Below are 17,054 nucleotides of genomic sequence, written 5' to 3'. Positions count from 1 at the left end.
GATCATGAGCGCGCATCAAGCAACTTTCGTTCGTGCTTCGATGATCGAAGCCTCCCCCGCCCCTTCCAAGGAAAGCGGCATCGTTCATTGGCTGCGAACCAATCTCTTCGCGACGCCGAGGGATACGGTTCTGACGATCATCAGCCTGCTAATCCTGGCGTGGCTGGTTCCCCCGACCATCCAGTGGCTCTTCATCGACGCTGCCTGGACCGGCGGCGGGCGCGGCGTCTGCGCCACCATAGCCCAGGGCGGCTCGCAGCCGGACGGCTGGAGCGGCGCCTGCTGGGCATTCGTCAACGCCAAGTTCGACCAGTTCCTCTTCGGCCGCTATCCGCCCGACGAGCGCTGGCGTCCCGCACTGGTCGGCATTCTGTTCGTCCTGTTCCTCGTGCCGATGCTGATCCCACGCGTGCCGTTCAAGGGATTGAACGCCATCCTGCTGCTGGCCGTGCTGCCGATCCTGGCCGCGATCCTGCTCCCCGGCGGCTGGCTCGGCCTCGCCTATGTGGAGACGCCGCTCTGGGGCGGCCTCATGGTCACCCTCGTCCTGTCCTTTGTCGGGATTGCGGTTTCCCTGCCCTTGGGCATTCTGCTGGCGCTCGGGCGGCGGTCGAACATGCCGGTGATAAAGATGCTCTGCACGGTCTTCATCGAGATCGTCCGCGGTGTTCCGCTGATTACGGTTTTGTTCATGGCAAGCGTGATGTTGCCGCTGTTCCTGCCGCAAGGTGTCACCTTCGATAAATTCCTGCGCGCCCTGATCGGCGTGTCGCTCTTCGCCTCCGCGTACATGGCGGAAGTGGTGCGGGGCGGTCTGCAGGCCATTCCGAAGGGCCAGTATGAAGGCGCCGATTCGCTCGGTCTCAGCTTTTGGCAGAAGATGGGGCTGATCGTGCTGCCGCAGGCGCTGAAACTGGTGATCCCGGGCATCGTCAACACTTTCATCGGCCTGTTCAAGGACACGTCGCTGGTCTCGATCATCGGCATGTTCGATCTGCTCGGCATCGTTCGCCTGAATTTTTCCGATGCAAACTGGTCGTCCGCCGTCACGCCACTGACGGGCCTGATCTTCGCCGGCTTCGTCTTCTGGCTTTTCTGCTTCGGCATGTCGCGCTATTCAGGCTTCATGGAACGCCTGCTCGACAAGAGCCAACGATAAAAAGGGGAAAACATATGGCAAATGCCGCAACTTCGAAAATGACCGTCTCGGCGACGGACGTGGCGATCGAAATCACCAACATGAACAAGTGGTACGGTGATTTCCACGTGCTGCGCGACATCAATCTCAAGGTGATGCGCGGCGAGCGCATCGTCATAGCCGGCCCGTCGGGCTCCGGAAAATCGACGATGATCCGCTGCATCAATCGCCTCGAAGAGCATCAGAAGGGCAAGATCGTGGTCGACGGCATCGAGCTCACCAACGACCTCAAGAAGATCGACGAAGTGCGCCGCGAAGTCGGCATGGTGTTTCAGCACTTCAACCTCTTCCCGCATCTGACGATCCTGGAAAACTGCACGTTGGCGCCAATCTGGGTACGCAAGATGCCCAAGAAGGAGGCCGAGGAAATTGCGATGCATTTCCTCACGCGCGTCAAGATTCCCGAACAGGCACACAAGTATCCGGGTCAGCTGTCCGGCGGCCAGCAACAGCGCGTCGCCATTGCCCGTTCGCTCTGCATGAATCCGAAGATCATGCTTTTCGACGAACCGACTTCGGCGCTCGACCCGGAAATGATCAAGGAAGTGCTCGACACCATGGTCGGCCTCGCCGAAGAAGGCATGACGATGCTCTGCGTCACTCACGAAATGGGCTTCGCACGTCAGGTTGCCAACCGCGTAATCTTCATGGACCAGGGCCAGATCGTCGAGCAGAATTCGCCGGCCGAATTCTTCGACAATCCGCAGCACGAGCGTACCAAGCTGTTCCTCAGCCAGATCCTGCATTGAGGCCAGGCTGACAAATCGAACAAGACGGCCCGCCTCCCCGAGGCGGGCCGTTTTTTCTTGCCGTCCGCGCCAGCCGCGAATTCATTGCCCCGTCCGCGCCTAAAGCGCTGCGCGTCTTATCAGAGCCGATTTGCTCAATCGCGGATTCGTAGAGATGCCCGGGACGGGGGCAAGATCGTAGCGTTGATCCATACCGAGAAGATCATATCCTGACCTTGTCCATCGGAGTGCAGTTCCACGCTTCCTCCGCTTGGCCGGTCACCTCACGCGGTCGTGCATCACCGCACTCGACCCGCGACAGTGCGCCCGTGCCGAGCCCATAAGACAAAAGAGGCGCATTGTCGGATGCGCCTCTCGTCCCTGATTGCACGCTGTCTCTCGCCGGTCAGCCGACGAAGGCACGTTCAATGACGAATTCGGCCGGCTTGTTGTTGGCACCTTCCGTCAGGCCGGCTGCCTCGAGGATTTCCTTGGTGTCCTTCAGCATGGCCGTGGAGCCGCAGATCATGCCGCGGTCGATTGCCGGATCGAGCGGCGGAAGGCCGAGATCGGCAAAGAACTTGCCGTTGATCATGAGGTCGGTGATGCGGCCCTTGAACGGGTAGTCCTCGCGCGTCACCGTCGCATAGTGGCGCAGCTTGTCGCCGGCGATTTCGCTCAGGAATTCGTGATTGCGGATTTCCTCGACCAGGTCGAAACCGTATTTCAGTTCCGCCACGTCGCGGCAGGTATGCGTGAGGATGACCTCCTCGAACTTCTCGTAGGTTTCCGGGTCGCGGATGAGGCTCGCGAAGGGAGCAATACCTGTGCCAGTCGAGAACATGTAGAGCCGGCGCCCGGGCACGAGGGCGTCGAGCACCAGCGTGCCCGTCGGCTTCTTGCGCATCAGCACATGGTCGCCGGGCTTGATCTCCTGCAGGTGCGAGGTCAGCGGACCATCCGGCACCTTGATCGAGAAGAATTCGAGTTCTTCGTCCCATGCCGGGCTGGCAACGGAGTAGGCACGATAGATGGGCTTGTCACCGACCATGAGGCCGATCATCGCAAACTCACCGGAGCGGAAGCGAAACTCCTGCGGGCGCGTCATACGGAAGCGGAAGAGCCGGTCCGTATAGTGTTCGACGCTCGTAACCGTTTCGACGAACACACCCGCCGGTGCCTGGACCGCGAAATCTTCCTTTTTTGCCGGAGCATTCATGATGGCTTCAGTCCTGTAATGGTGACGCTTTCTATCAAGTACAAGCGGATATTCCAAGGCTCGGCCGATTGAAAGCAATTCCCTTCCAAATATAGGTCGCTTTAGAGGATTTCGCCTTGCTTCATACCGTCGCGGGCTCTTTTTTTCAGGAGACCCGTCGCCAGCTATAGGAATTGGCATTTGCAGTAGGCTTTGCCGTCGGCTGATAGTGATTGGAGATACCCGGCAGCCGCCCTTCCGCGAGCCGCTTGAGGGCCGTCGCATTGCTCACCGCGAAGCTCTCGATGCCACAGCGCAGCATCAGCGGGATCTGGTCGATCAGCACGTCGCCGACGGCGCGGATTTCACCCGCATAGCCAAGCCGCGTCCGCAGCAACGAGGCATGGCTGAAGGCGCGGCCGTCGTTGAAGGCCGGAAAGGAGACAGCGACAAGCGCGATACGGTCGAGATGCGGCGCCAGGCGGGTCACGTCATCAGCGGGCGAAATCAACACGCCCAGTCCCGAGGCGCCGGTCGCGGCCTGCTGCAGGAATGCATCGAGGCCGACGATCGCCTTTTCGTTCGAGCCCGCCTTTGTCAACTCGGTCTCGATGACCCAGGGATCATCGTTCACAAAACCGCTTTCTTTCCAGATTTTCGTCATCGTCTTATTCCTGTTCAGCGGTTTCCGTCACGCGGCTTCCTGGGCGCCCCCGCCGTAGAGGGCATCCTTGAACGGCTGCGGCCCGACGCGGCGATAGGCTTCCAGGAAGGTTTCGGACTCGTCCCGGCGCAGGCCGAGATAGGTGTCGACGATCGTCTCGACCGCGTCCGTCACCTTCTCCGGCTCAAAGCCGCGACCGATGATCTCGCCGATAGACGTGTTCTCGTCTCCGGACCCACCGAGTGTGATCTGGTAGAGTTCCGCGCCCTTCTTCTCGACACCCAGGAGGCCGATATGGCCGACATGGTGATGGCCGCAGGCGTTGATGCAGCCGGAGATCTTGATCTTGAGTTCGCCGATCTCGGCCTGCCGCTCGGGCGCGCCGAAACGGCTCGAGATCTCTTGCGCGACGGGGATCGAACGCGCATTGGCGAGCGCGCAGTAGTCAAGGCCCGGACAGGCGATGATGTCGGTGATCAGCCCGGCATTGGCCGTTGCAAGCCCGGCGGCGACGAGCGCGCGGTAGACTGATTCCAGGTCGGCGAGCGCCACATGCGGCAGGATCAGGTTCTGTTCGTGGCTGACACGGATCTCGTCGAAGGCGTATTCTTCGGCGATATCGGCAACCACCTCCATCTGCGCGTCGGTCGCGTCGCCGGGAATGCCTCCGATCGGCTTCAGCGAGATCGTCACCATGCCGTAGTCGGGGTGCTTGTGCGGCTGAACGTTCTGGCTCACCCATTGATCGAAGGCCGGATCGGCCTTCTTCCACCGGGCAAGATTTCCCCAGCCTTCCTGCCTTTCCGGCAACGCTGGAGGCGCGAAATAGGCGGCGATCGCCTGTATGTCGGCGTCGGGAAGTCTAAGTTCGGTATCCTTGAGGCTGGCGAATTCGGCTTCGACCTGGCGTGCCAGTTCCTCCGCACCCGTCTCGTGTACCAAGATCTTGATGCGGGCCTTGTACTTGTTGTCGCGACGGCCATGGAGGTTGTAAACGCGCATGATCGCCGTCGTGTAGGAGAGAAGATCCTCTTCCGGCAGGAAGTCGCGGATCTTCTTGGCGATCATCGGGGTACGGCCCTGCCCGCCGCCGACATAGACGGCAAAGCCGAGCCTGCCATTCTCGTCCTTCTTCAGATGCAGGCCGATGTCATGCACCTGGATCGCGGCGCGATCGCGCTCGGCACCGGTAACGGCGATCTTGAACTTGCGCGGCAGGAAGGAGAACTCCGGATGGACGCTCGACCATTGCCGGAGGATTTCGGCGTAGGGCCGCGGATCGGCCACCTCGTCGGCCGCGGCACCGGCGAAATGATCCGCCGTGACGTTGCGAATGCAGTTGCCGGAGGTCTGCAGCGCATGCATTTCGACGCTTGCAAGTTCCGCCAGAATGTCGGGCGTGTCGGAGAGCCGCGGCCAGTTGTACTGGATGTTCTGGCGCGTGGTGAAATGCCCGTAACCGCGGTCGTATTTCCGGGCAATATGGGCGAGCATGCGCATCTGCCGGCTCGACAGCGTGCCGTAGGGGATGGCGACACGCAGCATATAGGCGTGCAGCTGCAGGTAGACGCCGTTCATCAGCCGCAGCGGCTTGAAGGCATCTTCGGCGAGTTCGCCGGAAAGCCGCCGCTGGACCTGGTCCCGGAACTGCTCGACGCGTGCGGAAACGAAGGCGTGGTCAAATTCATCGTAGCGATACATGGATGATCGAGTCCTCAGGCAGCAACAATCTTGGGGCCGGCGAGCCCGTTATATCCGGGCGCATACGCAATCGACGGTCCCTCGGCGCGGATGCGCTCCCGCATGCGCAGCGGGCGGAGCACGCCGTCGACCTCCTCGACATCGACGACATTGACGTCGACGACCTCATTCGCATCGAAGGAACGCTTGCCGGTTGCCTCAAGCGCGGCGACGGCCTCCGCATGGCGGGCGATGAAAGCGTCCTGAAGCGACTCAACCCAATTGCCGGAAGCGTCGAGCCAGACGGATATGCCGTCGCCCAAGCGATTCGCCGTCAAAACCTTGTTTACCATCGCGTCGTCCTCAATTCCCAATCTGTTCTGCGCGCTTCGCCGCATCGAAAGCCTGGCGCCTGCCGGCAACCAGGGGCTCCGAGCGTGCGAAGTTGGCGCCGGCGACGGCGTCGCCGATGATCACCATCACCGGGCCGTCAAGCTCCGTACGGTCCTCGAGACCCGGAAGATCTCTCAGGGTTCCGTGCAACAGCCGGCGCTCGGCGCGGCTGGCGTTCTCGATCACCGCCACCGTCGTCTCCGGAGCAAGCCCCGCCTTCATCAGCCGGCCCGCCACCGAAGCGGCCACCGTGCGTCCCATATAGACGGCAATCGTCGCGCCGGAAACAGCAAGCCGCGCCCAGTCAGGCAGAACGTCGCCGGCAAGGTCGTGCCCCGTAGTGAAGACCAGCGAGGATGCGACCCCGCGCAGCGTCAGCGGCAACTCGAAATCCGCCGCAGCGGCAAAGGCGGCGGTGATACCCGGCACGATCTCGTAGCTGATGCCCGCCTCGCGCAAGGCGGCCATCTCTTCCCCGGCGCGGCCGAAGATCAGCGGATCGCCGGATTTCAGCCGGACCACGCGCTTGCCATCGCCGGCGAGCTTCACCAGCAGATGATTGATTTCATCCTGCGATTTGGTGTGGCAACCCTTGCGCTTGCCGACGGACAGCCGCTCGGCGTCGCGGCGCCCCATGTCGACGATCGCCTGGGGAACCAGCGCATCGTATACGATGGCGTCCGCTTCCATCATGACGCGCTGCGCTCTCAGCGTCAGCAGATCCTCCGCACCGGGACCGGCGCCGACCAGCCAGACATGGCCAGGCACATCTCCGGCCGCATTCAACAGGCGCGCGGCCTCGCGACTGGCGGAAGCAAGATCGCCGGCAGCCACGTGATCGGAGACAGGCCCCGAAAAGAAGCGCCGCCAGAACACCCGGCGCGCGACGCCGCGCGGCACGAGGCGATCGACCGCTTCGCGATAGGTCGACGCCAGAGACGCGACAAGCCCGAGCGACGGAGACAGCAATTGGTCGATCTGAGCGCGGATCATCTGCGCCAGAACCGGCCCGGCCCCTTCGGTGCCGATCGCAACGGCGACCGGAGCACGGTTGACGAGGGCGGGCGTCAGGAAGTCGCAATAGTCCGGCTGATCCACGGCATTTGCCGGAATTCTCTGCTGCCGCGCAGCTGTCACGATCACCCGGTCGGCAGCGGCATCACCGGTCGCGGCAAAGACGAGCGCTGCGCCTTCCACCTGATGGGCGGAAAACGACTCGCCAACGGTCTCTATGCCCTTCTCGTACAGGAAACTCCCGAAGGCCGGCTCCGGATGATTCGCATAGACAACGATCTGCGCCTCTGTATTCAGCAGCAACCGCACTTTCGCGAAGGCCTCGTCGCCGTTGCCGAACACCGCCACGCGCTTCTGCGCGACGCGAAAGAATGCCGGAAATACGGACAGTTGCTGCGACATAACGAGAGGACGGCTCCTTCTACAGGCTGCGGCGAATATCCCTCATAGGCGCCGACAATTGAAGAAACAGAAATTTCTATGGCTTTGCGGGCACGTATTGTTTTGCTCGACAGCCAATCTTTTTGAGCAAATATCTCCGGCAGCCCCGGCTGCCATTGCGCCACGGCCTCGACCTCAGTTAAATGCCGGCGGGTGACACGGGAGAACGCAGCCGTGAAGCGACATGAACTGGCCGAGCGCTTGCTGACGGTCATCGAGATGGACATATTGCCGCTCACCGAAAAGGGCGTCGCGGCCGGCAACAAGGTGTTCGGCGCCGCGATCCTGCGTAAATCCGACCTCTCGCTCGTCGTGGCGGAGACCAACAACGAGACCGAAAACCCGCTGTGGCACGGTGAGGTGCACACCCTCAAGCGCTTCTACGAGATGACGGAGAAGCCCGACACGCGCGACTTGATATTCCTGTCGACGCACGAGCCGTGCTCCATGTGCCTCTCGGCCATCACCTGGTCCGGCTTCGACAACTTCTACTACTTCTTCAGCCATGAGGATTCGCGCGATGCCTTTGCCATTCCGCACGACCTGAAGATCTTGAAGGAGGTTTTCCGGCTCGAGCCGGGCGGCTATGCCCGCAAGAATGCCTTTTGGTCCTCGGCCTCTACAAGCGAGTTGGCGCAGGATTCCGATCCGGACACAAGGAAGCGGCTCGACGCACAGGACGCCCGCATCCGCGCCCATTACAACCGCCTGTCCGAAACCTACCAGGCGGGCAAGGACAACAACGACCTACCGCTGAACTGATCCGATGGAACCTTCCCGCGACATTCAAACTCTGCTCGACATCATGGCCGCTCTCCGCCACCCGGAGACCGGCTGCCCATGGGACATCGTGCAGACTTTCGAGACGATCAAACCCTATACGATCGAGGAAGCCTACGAGGTTGCGGATGCGATAGAGCGCCACGACATGGACGATCTCTGCGATGAGCTCGGAGACCTGCTTCTCCAGGTCGTTTTCCACGCGCGCATGGCGGAGGAGGCCGGCGAGTTCGCCTTCGGCGACGTCGTCGAAGCCGTCACCCGCAAGATGATCCGCCGCCACCCGCATGTCTTTGCCCGCTCCGGCGCCAATACGCCCGAGGCGGTCAAACTGCAGTGGGAGGAGATCAAGCAGGCGGAGAAGACCGACCGGCAGAGGCGTCGTCTAGGGCGCGGCCTGCCTGAGGAGGCAGGGAGCGGTCATCTCGGGTCGATCCAGCGCAGCTTCCCGGCGTTGGTCGAAGCCCTGAAGCTGCAGGAACGCGCCGCCAAAGTCGGCTTCGACTGGTCTGAGCCCGAGCCAATTCTCGACAAGATCGAAGAGGAGGTTGCCGAACTGCGGCAAGCGCTTCACGCCGGCGACCGGGGGAAGGTCGCGGACGAACTGGGCGACCTCATCTTCGCCCTGGTCAACATCGGCCGCCATGTCGGGACCGATCCGGAAATGGCGCTGCGCGGCACCAATACCAAGTTCCGGCGCCGCTTCGGCCATATCGAGCGGGAGTTGGAGGCGGTCGGAGAATCGCTCGATGCCGCATCACTCGAGCGCATGGAGGAACTCTGGCAGGCGGCGAAGGCGATCGAGCGACAGTTGACGTAACGGCATGCCGCTCGGTCACCAAGTTATACCCATCAACGGCGGTAGCTTTTGCCTGTTCCAAAGGGTCTTGCCTGCCGCTGCCGCGTAGCGCCACGCTTGTGATGTTGCGGCATCACTTCGCGCGACGCGCTTTGCCACGGCGCACAATATCCGTCGGAGTTACCAGTCCTCGTCGACCTGTTTCGGTCCGTTGCCGAGCTTTCTTTCAAGTTCGGCCGCCTCGCCTTCCGTCAGGCGCAGGTCCAGACTGACGCGCCCATCTTCGAGGTCCTCCCGGCCGTCGACGATGGTGTGCTCGTAAATCCAGGGCAGCATTTGCAATTGGTCGAGGCCGAGCGCGACAGTGCATTCGGTCATGACGCCGGAAAGGCGCCGGCCGATTTCGGCAAGCAGTTCATCCACCCCCTCGCCGGTGATCGCGGATACGGCGACGGTGTTGCCCGTGCTCGCCGCCTTTTTCACCAGCGCCTCGCGCATCTCAGGATCGAGCTTGTCGATCTTGTTCCAGACCTCGACGATGCGTTCGGCCCTCTCCTTCTCATCGATGCCGAGATCGGCAAGGATGCGCAGCACATCGCTCGACTGCGCCTGATTGTCCGGGTCGGAGAGATCACGCACATGCAGGATGAGGTCGGCTTCGAGCACTTCCTCCAGCGTCGCGCGGAAGGCCGCGACAAGGTGCGTCGGCAGATCGGAGATAAAACCGACGGTGTCCGACAGAATGACCATGCGCCCGCGCGGCAGCTTCAGCCGCCGGAGCGTCGGGTCGAGCGTCGCGAAAAGCATGTCTTCGGCAAGAACTCCCGCCCCTGTCATCCGGTTGAAAAGCGTCGACTTGCCGGCATTCGTGTAGCCGACCAGCGCCACGATCGGATGCGGCACCTTCTTGCGCTTGGAACGGTGAAGCTGGCGCGTGCGCCGCACCTGCTCCAGCTCGCGTTCGAGACGCACGATTCTTTCCTGCAGCAGGCGGCGGTCCGCCTCGATCTGGGTTTCACCTGGGCCGCCCATGAAGCCCGCACCGCCGCGCTGGCGCTCCAGGTGGGTCCAGCTTCGGACGAGGCGACCCTTCTGATAGTTGAGATGGGCAAGATCGACCTGGAGCGTTCCCTCCTTGGTGGAGGCGCGTCGTCCGAAGATCTCGAGGATAAGTCCCGTGCGGTCTATGACCTTGGCGTTCCACTCCTTTTCCAGGTTGCGCTGCTGCACCGGCGTCAACGGGTGATCGACGATGACGAGACCCGCATCCTTGTCGTTCAGGAAATGGCCGATTTCCTCAATCTTGCCGCTGCCGAGCAGCGTGCCGGGTTTCGGCTGGGCGACGGGAACGATGGTGCCGTGGACGACCTTGAGATCGATCGCAAGCGCAAGCCCTGTTGCTTCCTCCAAACGGCTTTCATCGGAACGGGTCGTCGTGATCGACGGCGCTTCGCCCGCACCTTTTCCCGATTTCTTCAGGACGGGAACGACGACGACCGCGCGCATGTCATCGCGGCGCTTTTCCTGCTCCGGGATGATCGACGACGATTTGGACTCACGCTTGGTAATGTTCCTTACGCCCCGTCAGGATGCGGCTTCCTCATTCTCGAACATCTGCAGCGGCTGGCCGGGCATGATCGTCGAGATTGCGTGCTTGTAGACGAGCTGAGAATGACCGTCGCGGCGCAAGAGAACGCAGAAATTGTCAAAAGACGTCACAACGCCCGTCAGCTTCACGCCATTGATAAGGAAAATCGTCAGTGAAATCTTTTGCTTGCGGACCGTATTGAGAAAAAGATCCTGCAGGTTCTGAGAACGTTCCGCCATCGCGCCGCTTCTTTCTTATTTGCCGGCCTGAGACCGGTGCATTTTTTGTCAAATTTCTGCGATTCGAGGCGTCACAGTACTCTTCCCCGACACCTCATCAGGTTTGGTATCAAATCAATGTCTTTTCCGCAACGGCGAAAAAAGCGTCACGTATATTCCGTGCTATATTTCCCGGGCGGCCATTGCCGATGCTGGTCCCATCGATCGTGACCACAGGAAAGCAAATGCTCGTAGCGGCGGTGATGAAGACTTCGCGCGCCGCGAACATTTCCTCGACCGAGAATGCCCGCTCTTCGAGCTTCAGACCTAGTATCCTCGCAACGTCCAGCAGGGTGGTCCGGGTAATTCCGCGCAGGATTCCGTGTTCTGACGGTCGGGTGCGGAGGATACCGTCGCCGTCGACGATCCAAACATTCGTTGCCGCGCCCTCTTTGACCGTGCCGTCGGCATCGACAAAGATCGCCTCCTGCGCGCCCTGCTCCTTCGCCCGCTGACGCGCAAGCACATTGGGAAGGAGGCCTACTGTCTTGATGTCGACCCGGTCCCACCGGTTTTCCGGCACCGTGATCGCGGAGATGCCCTCGGCATTCTTTCGGGCAATGGCGGCGGCATCCGTCCGCTTGGCGGTAACGACGATCGATGGCGGCGTGTCCTTTGCCGGAAAGACGTGGTCCCTGCGTGCGACACCCCGCGTCACCTGCAGATAAAAGAGCCCATTGCGCACCCGGTTCCGGCGCAGCACCTCGCGAAGGACCTGCACCAGAGCCGCCCGGCTCATCGGCGAGGCAATGCGGAGCTCATTCAACGACCGGTCCAGCCGATCCAGATGGCGGCCAAGATCGACGATGAAGCCATGCCGCACCTCGCAGACCTCGTAGACGCCATCAGCGAACTGATAGCCGCGATCCTCCACATGGACCGTCGCCTCGCTGTGGCGCACATAGGCTCCATTGACATAGGCAATTCTCGGCATGGGCGACCTCAGAAATACTGAATGCTCACGCGGAAAAGCTGCTCGACGTCGCGCACCGCGCTTGCCGCAGCAAGCAGGACGACACGATCCTTCGCCTTGATCCGCGTGCTTCCGTCCGGCCGTATGAACATCTTGTCGCGATAGAGCGCGCCGATGCGGATGCCGTCCGGCAATTCAAGCTCGCGCAGGGCTCTGCCGACGAGCGGCGAGGTCTCCAGCGCCTCCGCCTCGATCACCTCCGCCATGCCGTTTTGCACGGCATATACCGAGCGGATGCGGCCCTTGCGCACATGCTGCAAGACGCGGGAGATCGTCACCGCACGCGGATTGATATAGGCGTCGACGCCGGCCGCGGTGGAGAAACCCTGATAGGCCGGCTCGTTGATCAGCACGAGGGTGGACTTCGCCCCGAGGCGCTTCGCCATCATGCTGCCGAGAATGTTGATCTGGTCGCTATTGGTGAGCGCCACCACGAGATCGGCATCCTGGACATCCGCCTGCGTCAGGATTCGCTGGTCCATCGCCGAGCCTTGCAGGACAACCGTGTTGTTCAGCTTATCGGCAATGAGCACGGCGCGGTTGCGGTCACTCTCGATGAGCTTGACCCTCATGCGCGGTTGCTGCTCCTCGATCGTGCGGGCAACGAAATAGCCGATATTGCCGCCGCCGAGGATGACGATCCGCCGCGCCTCCTGCTCCTCATGGCCGAAAAGCGCAAGCGTGCGGCGGGTGTGGTCGCGGTCACAAATGACATAGGCGAGATCGCCGGTCTGCAATTGCTCGGACGAATGCGGAATGATCAGCTCGCCGTCTCGGAAGATGCCGGTGACGGTCGCCATGAGGTCCGGGAAAAGCTGGCTCAATTGCTGCAACGGCGTGTCGACGACCGGACAATCCTCCATGCATTCGATCGCGATCATCGCGATGCGATCCTCGGCAAAGCGCACCACATCGGTCGCGCCGGGAAAAGAGATGCGGCGCAAGACGAGACGCCCGACTTCGATCTCCGGCGAAATCGAGACGTCGATCGGCACGTTTTCGCGCGAAAAGAGATCCGAATACTCCGGCGCGAGATAGCTCTGGGCGCGGATGCGGGCAACCTTCGTCGGCACGTTGAAGATCGCATGCGCCACTTCGCAGGCGACGATATTCACCTCGTCGTAGAGCGTCACGGCAATGATCATGTCCGCCTGGTCGGCACCGGCCCGCGCCAGCACGTCCGGATGCGCGCCATGCCCGACATAGCCGCGCACGTCGAGCGTTTCGGTGATATGGGCGATGAGCTCGGCCGACGTATCGATCACCGAGACGTCGTTGTCTTCCTGCGAGAGTCGCTCGGCGATGCCGAAGCCGACCTGCCCTGCCCCGCAAATGATTACCTTCATCCTTGTTCCTTCATCCGGGATCGGCCGCGAGCCCTACTGCATGTCTCCCTTAATCGACCTCGGTTTAAGGATAAAGACATGCAGCAATTCAAAGTGCTACAGCGATCTTTGCGCGTTCACAGACGCGCGGCGCTGCAGCGCGCGCAAGAATGCCCCCTTAGCACCTACCGCACGAGGGAACGGTGCTACTCCGTTCTACTTCGGGATCAGACGCCCAGGGACTTCAGCTTGCGGTGCAACGCCGAGCGCTCCATGCCGACAAACTCGGCGGTGCGCGAGATGTTTCCGCCGAATCGATTGATCTGGGCAATCAGGTAATCGCGCTCGAACATTTCGCGAGCCTCGCGCAACGGCAGGGTCATGATGTGCTGATCGCCCTGGGCGGAAATCTTCGGAAGCGTATCGCCCACTTCGTTCGGCAGCATGTCTGCCGTGATCGGCGTCTCCGGTCCGTCGCTGCGGGCGAGGATCATCAGACGCTCGATATTGTTTCGCAATTGCCGGATATTGCCCGGCCAATCATGCGCCTGCAGTACGGCAAGCGCATCTTCGCCGATCTTGCGCGGCCGGATACCGGCTTGCTCGCTCACCTGGCGCATGAACATGTCGACTAGGAACGGTATGTCCTCGCGACGCTCGGCCAGCGCCGGAACGCGCACAGGAATGACGGCAAGGCGGTGGTACAGATCCTCGCGGAAAAGGCCCTCGGCGATCATGTTCTCGAGATTATAGGCGGTGGATGAAATGATGCGCACGTCCACCTTGACGCGCTTGGAGCCGCCGACCCGCTCGAACTGCTGATCGACGAGGACGCGCAGGATCTTGTTCTGCGTCTCCCGTGGCATCTCGCCGATTTCGTCCAGATAGAGAATGCCGCCATGCGCCTCCTCGAGAGCACCGGTCCGGCGCGGCTGACCGGCCGTCCCTTCCGTGCCGAAGAGGGCGGTCTCCATCCTGTCCGGCGTGATCGCGCCGGCATTCAGCGCCACGAAGGGCCCGCCGGCACGCGTCGACTTGCGGTGGATCATCCGCGCCACCAGTTCCTTGCCTGAGCCGGAGGGCCCAAGGATCATGATGCGGCTGTTGGTGGGCGCCACCTTTTCGATCGTCTGGCGCAATTGGGAAACCGCCACCGAGGTGCCGATCAGCTCCACCGGATCGCCGGACCGCTTCTTCAGTTCGGAAACTTCGCGCTTGAGCTTGGAATTCTCGAGCGCACGCTCCGCAATCAGAATCAGGCGGTCCGCCTTGAAGGGCTTCTCGATGAAGTCATAGGCGCCACGTTTGATCGCCGAAACAGCGGTTTCGATGTTGCCATGGCCGGAAATCATTACCACCGGCAGATCCGGATGGCGGCCCTTGATCTCGTCGAGAAGTGCCAACCCATCGAGCCGGCTGCCCTGCATCCAGATGTCCAGGAAAACGAGTCGCGGCACCCGGTCGTTGATCGCCGCAAGCGCACTGTCGCTGTCGAAAGCCGTCCGCGTCTCATGGCCTTCGTCCGACAGAATGCCGGAGACGATCTCACGGATGTCTTCCTCATCGTCCACAACCAGAATATCAGCCGCCATTGGTATTGCCCTTGTCTTTGGAAGTATCGCCGCCCCCGCTTTCCCCCGCGGGTGGAAGGCTCACGCGGATCATTGCCCCGACGCCACCTTCGAAATCGGGCGGTGCGTCATGCAACTCCAGTTGTCCGCCATGGTCCTCGATGATTTTCTTGACGATCGCCAGACCAAGCCCGGTGCCCTTCTCGCGCATCGTCATATACGGCTCCAGAATTCGGTGCCGGTTTTCGGTCGGAAGTCCCTTGCCGTTGTCGATGATGTCGATCACGTAGCGGCCGCTCGCATCGTCGCGGCGGGAGCGGACCATGATCCTCGGCTCGCCGCGGACCGCCTCGGCCGGCACCGTCTCGATCGCTTCCACCGCATTCTTGACGATATTGCCGAAGGCCTGACCGAGCATCCGGCCGTCGAACTGGCCTTCGAGCGGGTCATCGCCGAAGTCGCGAATGAAGGTGATGTGGCTGTTGCCCATTTCACGCAGGAACACGGCGTCCTTGAGGATGGCGCGCAGATCGGATTTCTCCTTCGTCGGTTTCGGCATCCGCGCAAAGGCCGAAAATTCGTCGACCATGCGGCCGATGTCCTCCACCTGGCGCACGATCGTATCGGTGCATTGGTCGAAGACCGCCTTGTCCTCCTGGTCGATCTGCCTGCCGTAGCGGCGCTTCAGCCGCTCGGCCGAAAGCTGAATCGGCGTCAGCGGGTTCTTGATCTCATGGGCGATGCGCCGGGCGACGTCCGCCCAGGCGGTGGAGCGCTGCGCTATCATCAGATCCGTGATGTCATCGATGGTGATGACATAGGAGCCGTGGGATCCGTCGCCCTCCTCGCGCGTCACCTGTACGTTCAGCGTGCGCTCCGTGCCGCTGCGGATGATGTTGATTTGCTTGCGATATTCGTTGCGATAGCGGCTCTCGGCCTCGATCAGCACGGCTTCGATCTCCGGCGCCACCTCGCTGAGGCTCGCACCGATCAGGCCTGGCGCGCCGTTCCTCAAAACGCCTTCGGAGGAAGGATTGGCGATGGTGATGCGGTGATCCTTGCCGACGCCGATGACCGCCGCGGTGACGCCCGAAAGCACTGCCTCAATGAAGCGGCGGCGCTGGTCGACCTCGTCCTTCGCCTCCAGGATCTGCTCCTGCTGCGTGCGAATCTCGCTCACCATCTTGTTGAAAGTGCGCGACAGATTGCCGACGTCCCCGTCGACGGCGCGCACCGGCACGACGACGTTGAGATTGCCGGAGGCGACGCTGTCGGCCGCGCCGATCAATTGGCGGATCGGCCGCACGATGCGGTCGGCGACCGCGATCGCCGTCCAGATCGCGGCAAGCAGCACGATCAGCGCGAAACCGATGTAAAGTACGCCGAAAGCGATCTGCAACGAGGTCCGACCCGCCTCCAGCGCCTTGTATTCGGCGGTGTTCTCCTCCATCAGCCGCATAGAGCGCATGACTTCCGGATCGACGTTGCGGACAGTGTAGAGATAGGTGCCGGGTATGTTGTCGAGCGGGATGACGGCTCCGACCAGGTTGGTCACCCCCGGCGGAATGAGCGTCGGCTGACCGGCGACAGTCCTTTGCAGAGCGTCCTGAGGAATGGACGGCAGCGGCCGGTCGGTCGAGATATTGGCCTGGAGGATGGGGCTGCCATCTGCGCGGACGAGAAATGCGCCAAGCATGCCGCGCCCCCTCGCCTGCCGCGTCATCAACTCGACGAAGCCGGTGCGGTCGAGGCTGTAGAGCTGCCGGTTGCGCTCGAGGTCGTTGGCCATCGACACCGTCTGCCCCTGGAGATAGCTGGCATTCTCCAGGACATAGGCCTGCGCCACGTTCAAGGACGAGCGGACGATCGCCTGCGTACGCAGCGAGAACCAGCGATCGAGGCCGACGTCGAGGGTGATGCTGGCGAAGATTGCCACAAGGATTGCCGGCGTGATCGCCACGATCGAAAACAGCGCGACGATGCGCACGTGCAGCCGCGCCGCGGCCCTGCCCTTGCTGCGCGCCCGCAGCAACCTCATGATCTCGCGGGCGATCAGATAGATCAGGCCGATGACGAAAACGCCATTGATGCCGGCGCAGGCGATGACGATGTTCCGCTCCGGGCGAACGGGGGTGAGCCCCAGAAGGACGAGCAGCGACAAGGTGGCGCAGACCAGCGCACCGGTCGCAAGCATCAGCCCGGGCAGCGCGAAGGATGCCCGCCGATCCTGGGCCGTGACACTGTCCTCCGGGCCCATTGGCAAGGCCATCCCGTCCACCATGAAAAAAGCTTCCCCCAAACCGGCGCCCTATGGCACCGGCACGCGCCTGCATTCCGGACCAAGAACTGAACGCACCTCGGTGGCCGGTATGGCGCCAATGCGTCGTTTCAACGGCAGACCTGCCGGCGACTCGACGCGTGGAG

At 62.0% G+C, this 17,054-nt stretch carries 15 protein-coding genes; 4 read left to right on the top strand and 11 right to left on the bottom strand.

Annotated features, from left to right (window positions below):
* Positions 1-4 precede the first annotated feature (4 nt).
* Positions 5-1,159, top strand: a complete 1,155-nt coding sequence (locus tag SJ05684_RS06315) for an amino acid ABC transporter permease (RefSeq protein ID WP_034854679.1) — start codon at positions 5-7, stop codon at positions 1,157-1,159.
* A gap of 14 nt (positions 1,160-1,173) precedes the next feature.
* Complete coding sequence (locus tag SJ05684_RS06310) at positions 1,174-1,947, top strand: amino acid ABC transporter ATP-binding protein (protein ID WP_034854680.1); 774 nt, start codon at positions 1,174-1,176, stop codon at positions 1,945-1,947.
* 385 nt (positions 1,948-2,332) lie between these two features.
* Here the strand turns inward: SJ05684_RS06310 and SJ05684_RS06305 are convergent, their stop codons facing one another.
* From SJ05684_RS06305 to cysG, 5 genes are all read right to left on the bottom strand, one after another.
* Positions 2,333-3,145: a ferredoxin--NADP reductase gene (locus SJ05684_RS06305; protein ID WP_034854681.1), complete on the bottom strand. Its 813-nt coding sequence runs from the start codon at positions 3,143-3,145 to the stop codon at positions 2,333-2,335.
* A gap of 145 nt (positions 3,146-3,290) precedes the next feature.
* A complete protein-coding gene (locus tag SJ05684_RS06300; RefSeq protein WP_034854682.1) occupies positions 3,291-3,788 on the bottom strand; it encodes a DUF934 domain-containing protein in 498 nt (165 codons plus the stop codon).
* Positions 3,789-3,815: 27 nt separating this feature from the next.
* Positions 3,816-5,489: a nitrite/sulfite reductase gene (locus SJ05684_RS06295; RefSeq protein WP_034854683.1), complete on the bottom strand. Its 1,674-nt coding sequence runs from the start codon at positions 5,487-5,489 to the stop codon at positions 3,816-3,818.
* A gap of 14 nt (positions 5,490-5,503) precedes the next feature.
* A complete protein-coding gene (locus SJ05684_RS06290) occupies positions 5,504-5,821 on the bottom strand; it encodes a DUF2849 domain-containing protein (protein WP_034854684.1) in 318 nt (105 codons plus the stop codon).
* 10 nt (positions 5,822-5,831) lie between these two features.
* Entirely contained in the window at positions 5,832-7,277 is a 1,446-nt protein-coding gene (gene cysG, locus SJ05684_RS06285; protein WP_034854685.1) for a siroheme synthase CysG, read from the bottom strand.
* Between the two features lie 213 nt (positions 7,278-7,490).
* Here cysG and SJ05684_RS06280 point away from each other — a divergent pair, with 213 nt between their 5' ends.
* Together SJ05684_RS06280 and mazG are read left to right on the top strand one after the other, a co-directional pair.
* Positions 7,491-8,078: a deaminase gene (locus SJ05684_RS06280; protein WP_034854686.1), complete on the top strand. Its 588-nt coding sequence runs from the start codon at positions 7,491-7,493 to the stop codon at positions 8,076-8,078.
* Between the two features lie 4 nt (positions 8,079-8,082).
* Entirely contained in the window at positions 8,083-8,916 is an 834-nt protein-coding gene (mazG, locus tag SJ05684_RS06275; RefSeq protein WP_034854687.1) for a nucleoside triphosphate pyrophosphohydrolase, read from the top strand.
* Positions 8,917-9,075: 159 nt separating this feature from the next.
* On the opposite strand, the gene hflX is transcribed toward mazG, so the two are convergent.
* From hflX to SJ05684_RS06245, 6 genes are all read right to left on the bottom strand, one after another.
* The gene (gene hflX, locus SJ05684_RS06270) at positions 9,076-10,401 is read right to left on the bottom strand and encodes a GTPase HflX (protein WP_034854688.1); all 1,326 of its coding nucleotides are present in this window, start codon (positions 10,399-10,401) and stop codon (positions 9,076-9,078) included.
* Positions 10,402-10,479: 78 nt separating this feature from the next.
* Positions 10,480-10,722 (bottom strand): RNA chaperone Hfq, encoded by a 243-nt coding sequence (gene hfq / locus SJ05684_RS06265; RefSeq protein ID WP_003535434.1) that lies wholly within the window; start codon positions 10,720-10,722, stop codon positions 10,480-10,482.
* A gap of 109 nt (positions 10,723-10,831) precedes the next feature.
* On the bottom strand, positions 10,832-11,695 hold the full coding sequence (locus tag SJ05684_RS06260) for a D-amino-acid transaminase (protein ID WP_034854689.1): 864 nt from the start codon (positions 11,693-11,695) through the stop codon (positions 10,832-10,834).
* An 8-nt stretch (positions 11,696-11,703) separates the two neighbouring features.
* Positions 11,704-13,080 (bottom strand): Trk system potassium transporter TrkA, encoded by a 1,377-nt coding sequence (gene trkA / locus SJ05684_RS06255; protein WP_034854690.1) that lies wholly within the window; start codon positions 13,078-13,080, stop codon positions 11,704-11,706.
* Between the two features lie 206 nt (positions 13,081-13,286).
* Positions 13,287-14,651 (bottom strand): two-component system response regulator NtrX, encoded by a 1,365-nt coding sequence (ntrX, locus tag SJ05684_RS06250; protein ID WP_034854691.1) that lies wholly within the window; start codon positions 14,649-14,651, stop codon positions 13,287-13,289.
* Positions 14,641-16,911: a sensor histidine kinase NtrY-like gene (locus SJ05684_RS06245; RefSeq protein ID WP_034854692.1), complete on the bottom strand. Its 2,271-nt coding sequence runs from the start codon at positions 16,909-16,911 to the stop codon at positions 14,641-14,643. The genes ntrX and SJ05684_RS06245 overlap by 11 nt, the downstream gene beginning before the upstream one ends.
* Between the last annotated feature and the right edge of the window lie 143 nt (positions 16,912-17,054).

This window comes from Sinorhizobium sojae CCBAU 05684, assembly GCF_002288525.1.
GTDB lineage: Bacteria > Pseudomonadota > Alphaproteobacteria > Rhizobiales > Rhizobiaceae > Sinorhizobium > Sinorhizobium sojae.
The sequence above is the reverse complement of the archived record's forward strand: the minus strand, read 5'-3'. Positions and strand labels throughout refer to the sequence as shown.

Coding starts and splice junctions, on each gene's coding strand:
- SJ05684_RS06315 (WP_034854679.1), top strand. CDS start 5: ATGAGCGCGCATCAAGCAACTTTCGTTCGTGCTTCGATGATCGAAGCC.
- SJ05684_RS06310 (WP_034854680.1), top strand. CDS start 1,174: ATGGCAAATGCCGCAACTTCGAAAATGACCGTCTCGGCGACGGACGTG.
- SJ05684_RS06305 (WP_034854681.1), bottom strand. CDS start 3,145: ATGAATGCTCCGGCAAAAAAGGAAGATTTCGCGGTCCAGGCACCGGCG.
- SJ05684_RS06300 (WP_034854682.1), bottom strand. CDS start 3,788: ATGACGAAAATCTGGAAAGAAAGCGGTTTTGTGAACGATGATCCCTGG.
- SJ05684_RS06295 (WP_034854683.1), bottom strand. CDS start 5,489: ATGTATCGCTACGATGAATTTGACCACGCCTTCGTTTCCGCACGCGTC.
- SJ05684_RS06290 (WP_034854684.1), bottom strand. CDS start 5,821: ATGGTAAACAAGGTTTTGACGGCGAATCGCTTGGGCGACGGCATATCC.
- cysG (WP_034854685.1), bottom strand. CDS start 7,277: ATGTCGCAGCAACTGTCCGTATTTCCGGCATTCTTTCGCGTCGCGCAG.
- mazG (WP_034854687.1), top strand. CDS start 8,083: ATGGAACCTTCCCGCGACATTCAAACTCTGCTCGACATCATGGCCGCT.
- hflX (WP_034854688.1), bottom strand. CDS start 10,401: ATGCGCGCGGTCGTCGTCGTTCCCGTCCTGAAGAAATCGGGAAAAGGT.
- hfq (WP_003535434.1), bottom strand. CDS start 10,722: ATGGCGGAACGTTCTCAGAACCTGCAGGATCTTTTTCTCAATACGGTC.
- SJ05684_RS06260 (WP_034854689.1), bottom strand. CDS start 11,695: ATGCCGAGAATTGCCTATGTCAATGGAGCCTATGTGCGCCACAGCGAG.
- trkA (WP_034854690.1), bottom strand. CDS start 13,080: ATGAAGGTAATCATTTGCGGGGCAGGGCAGGTCGGCTTCGGCATCGCC.
- ntrX (WP_034854691.1), bottom strand. CDS start 14,651: ATGGCGGCTGATATTCTGGTTGTGGACGATGAGGAAGACATCCGTGAG.
- SJ05684_RS06245 (WP_034854692.1), bottom strand. CDS start 16,911: ATGGTGGACGGGATGGCCTTGCCAATGGGCCCGGAGGACAGTGTCACG.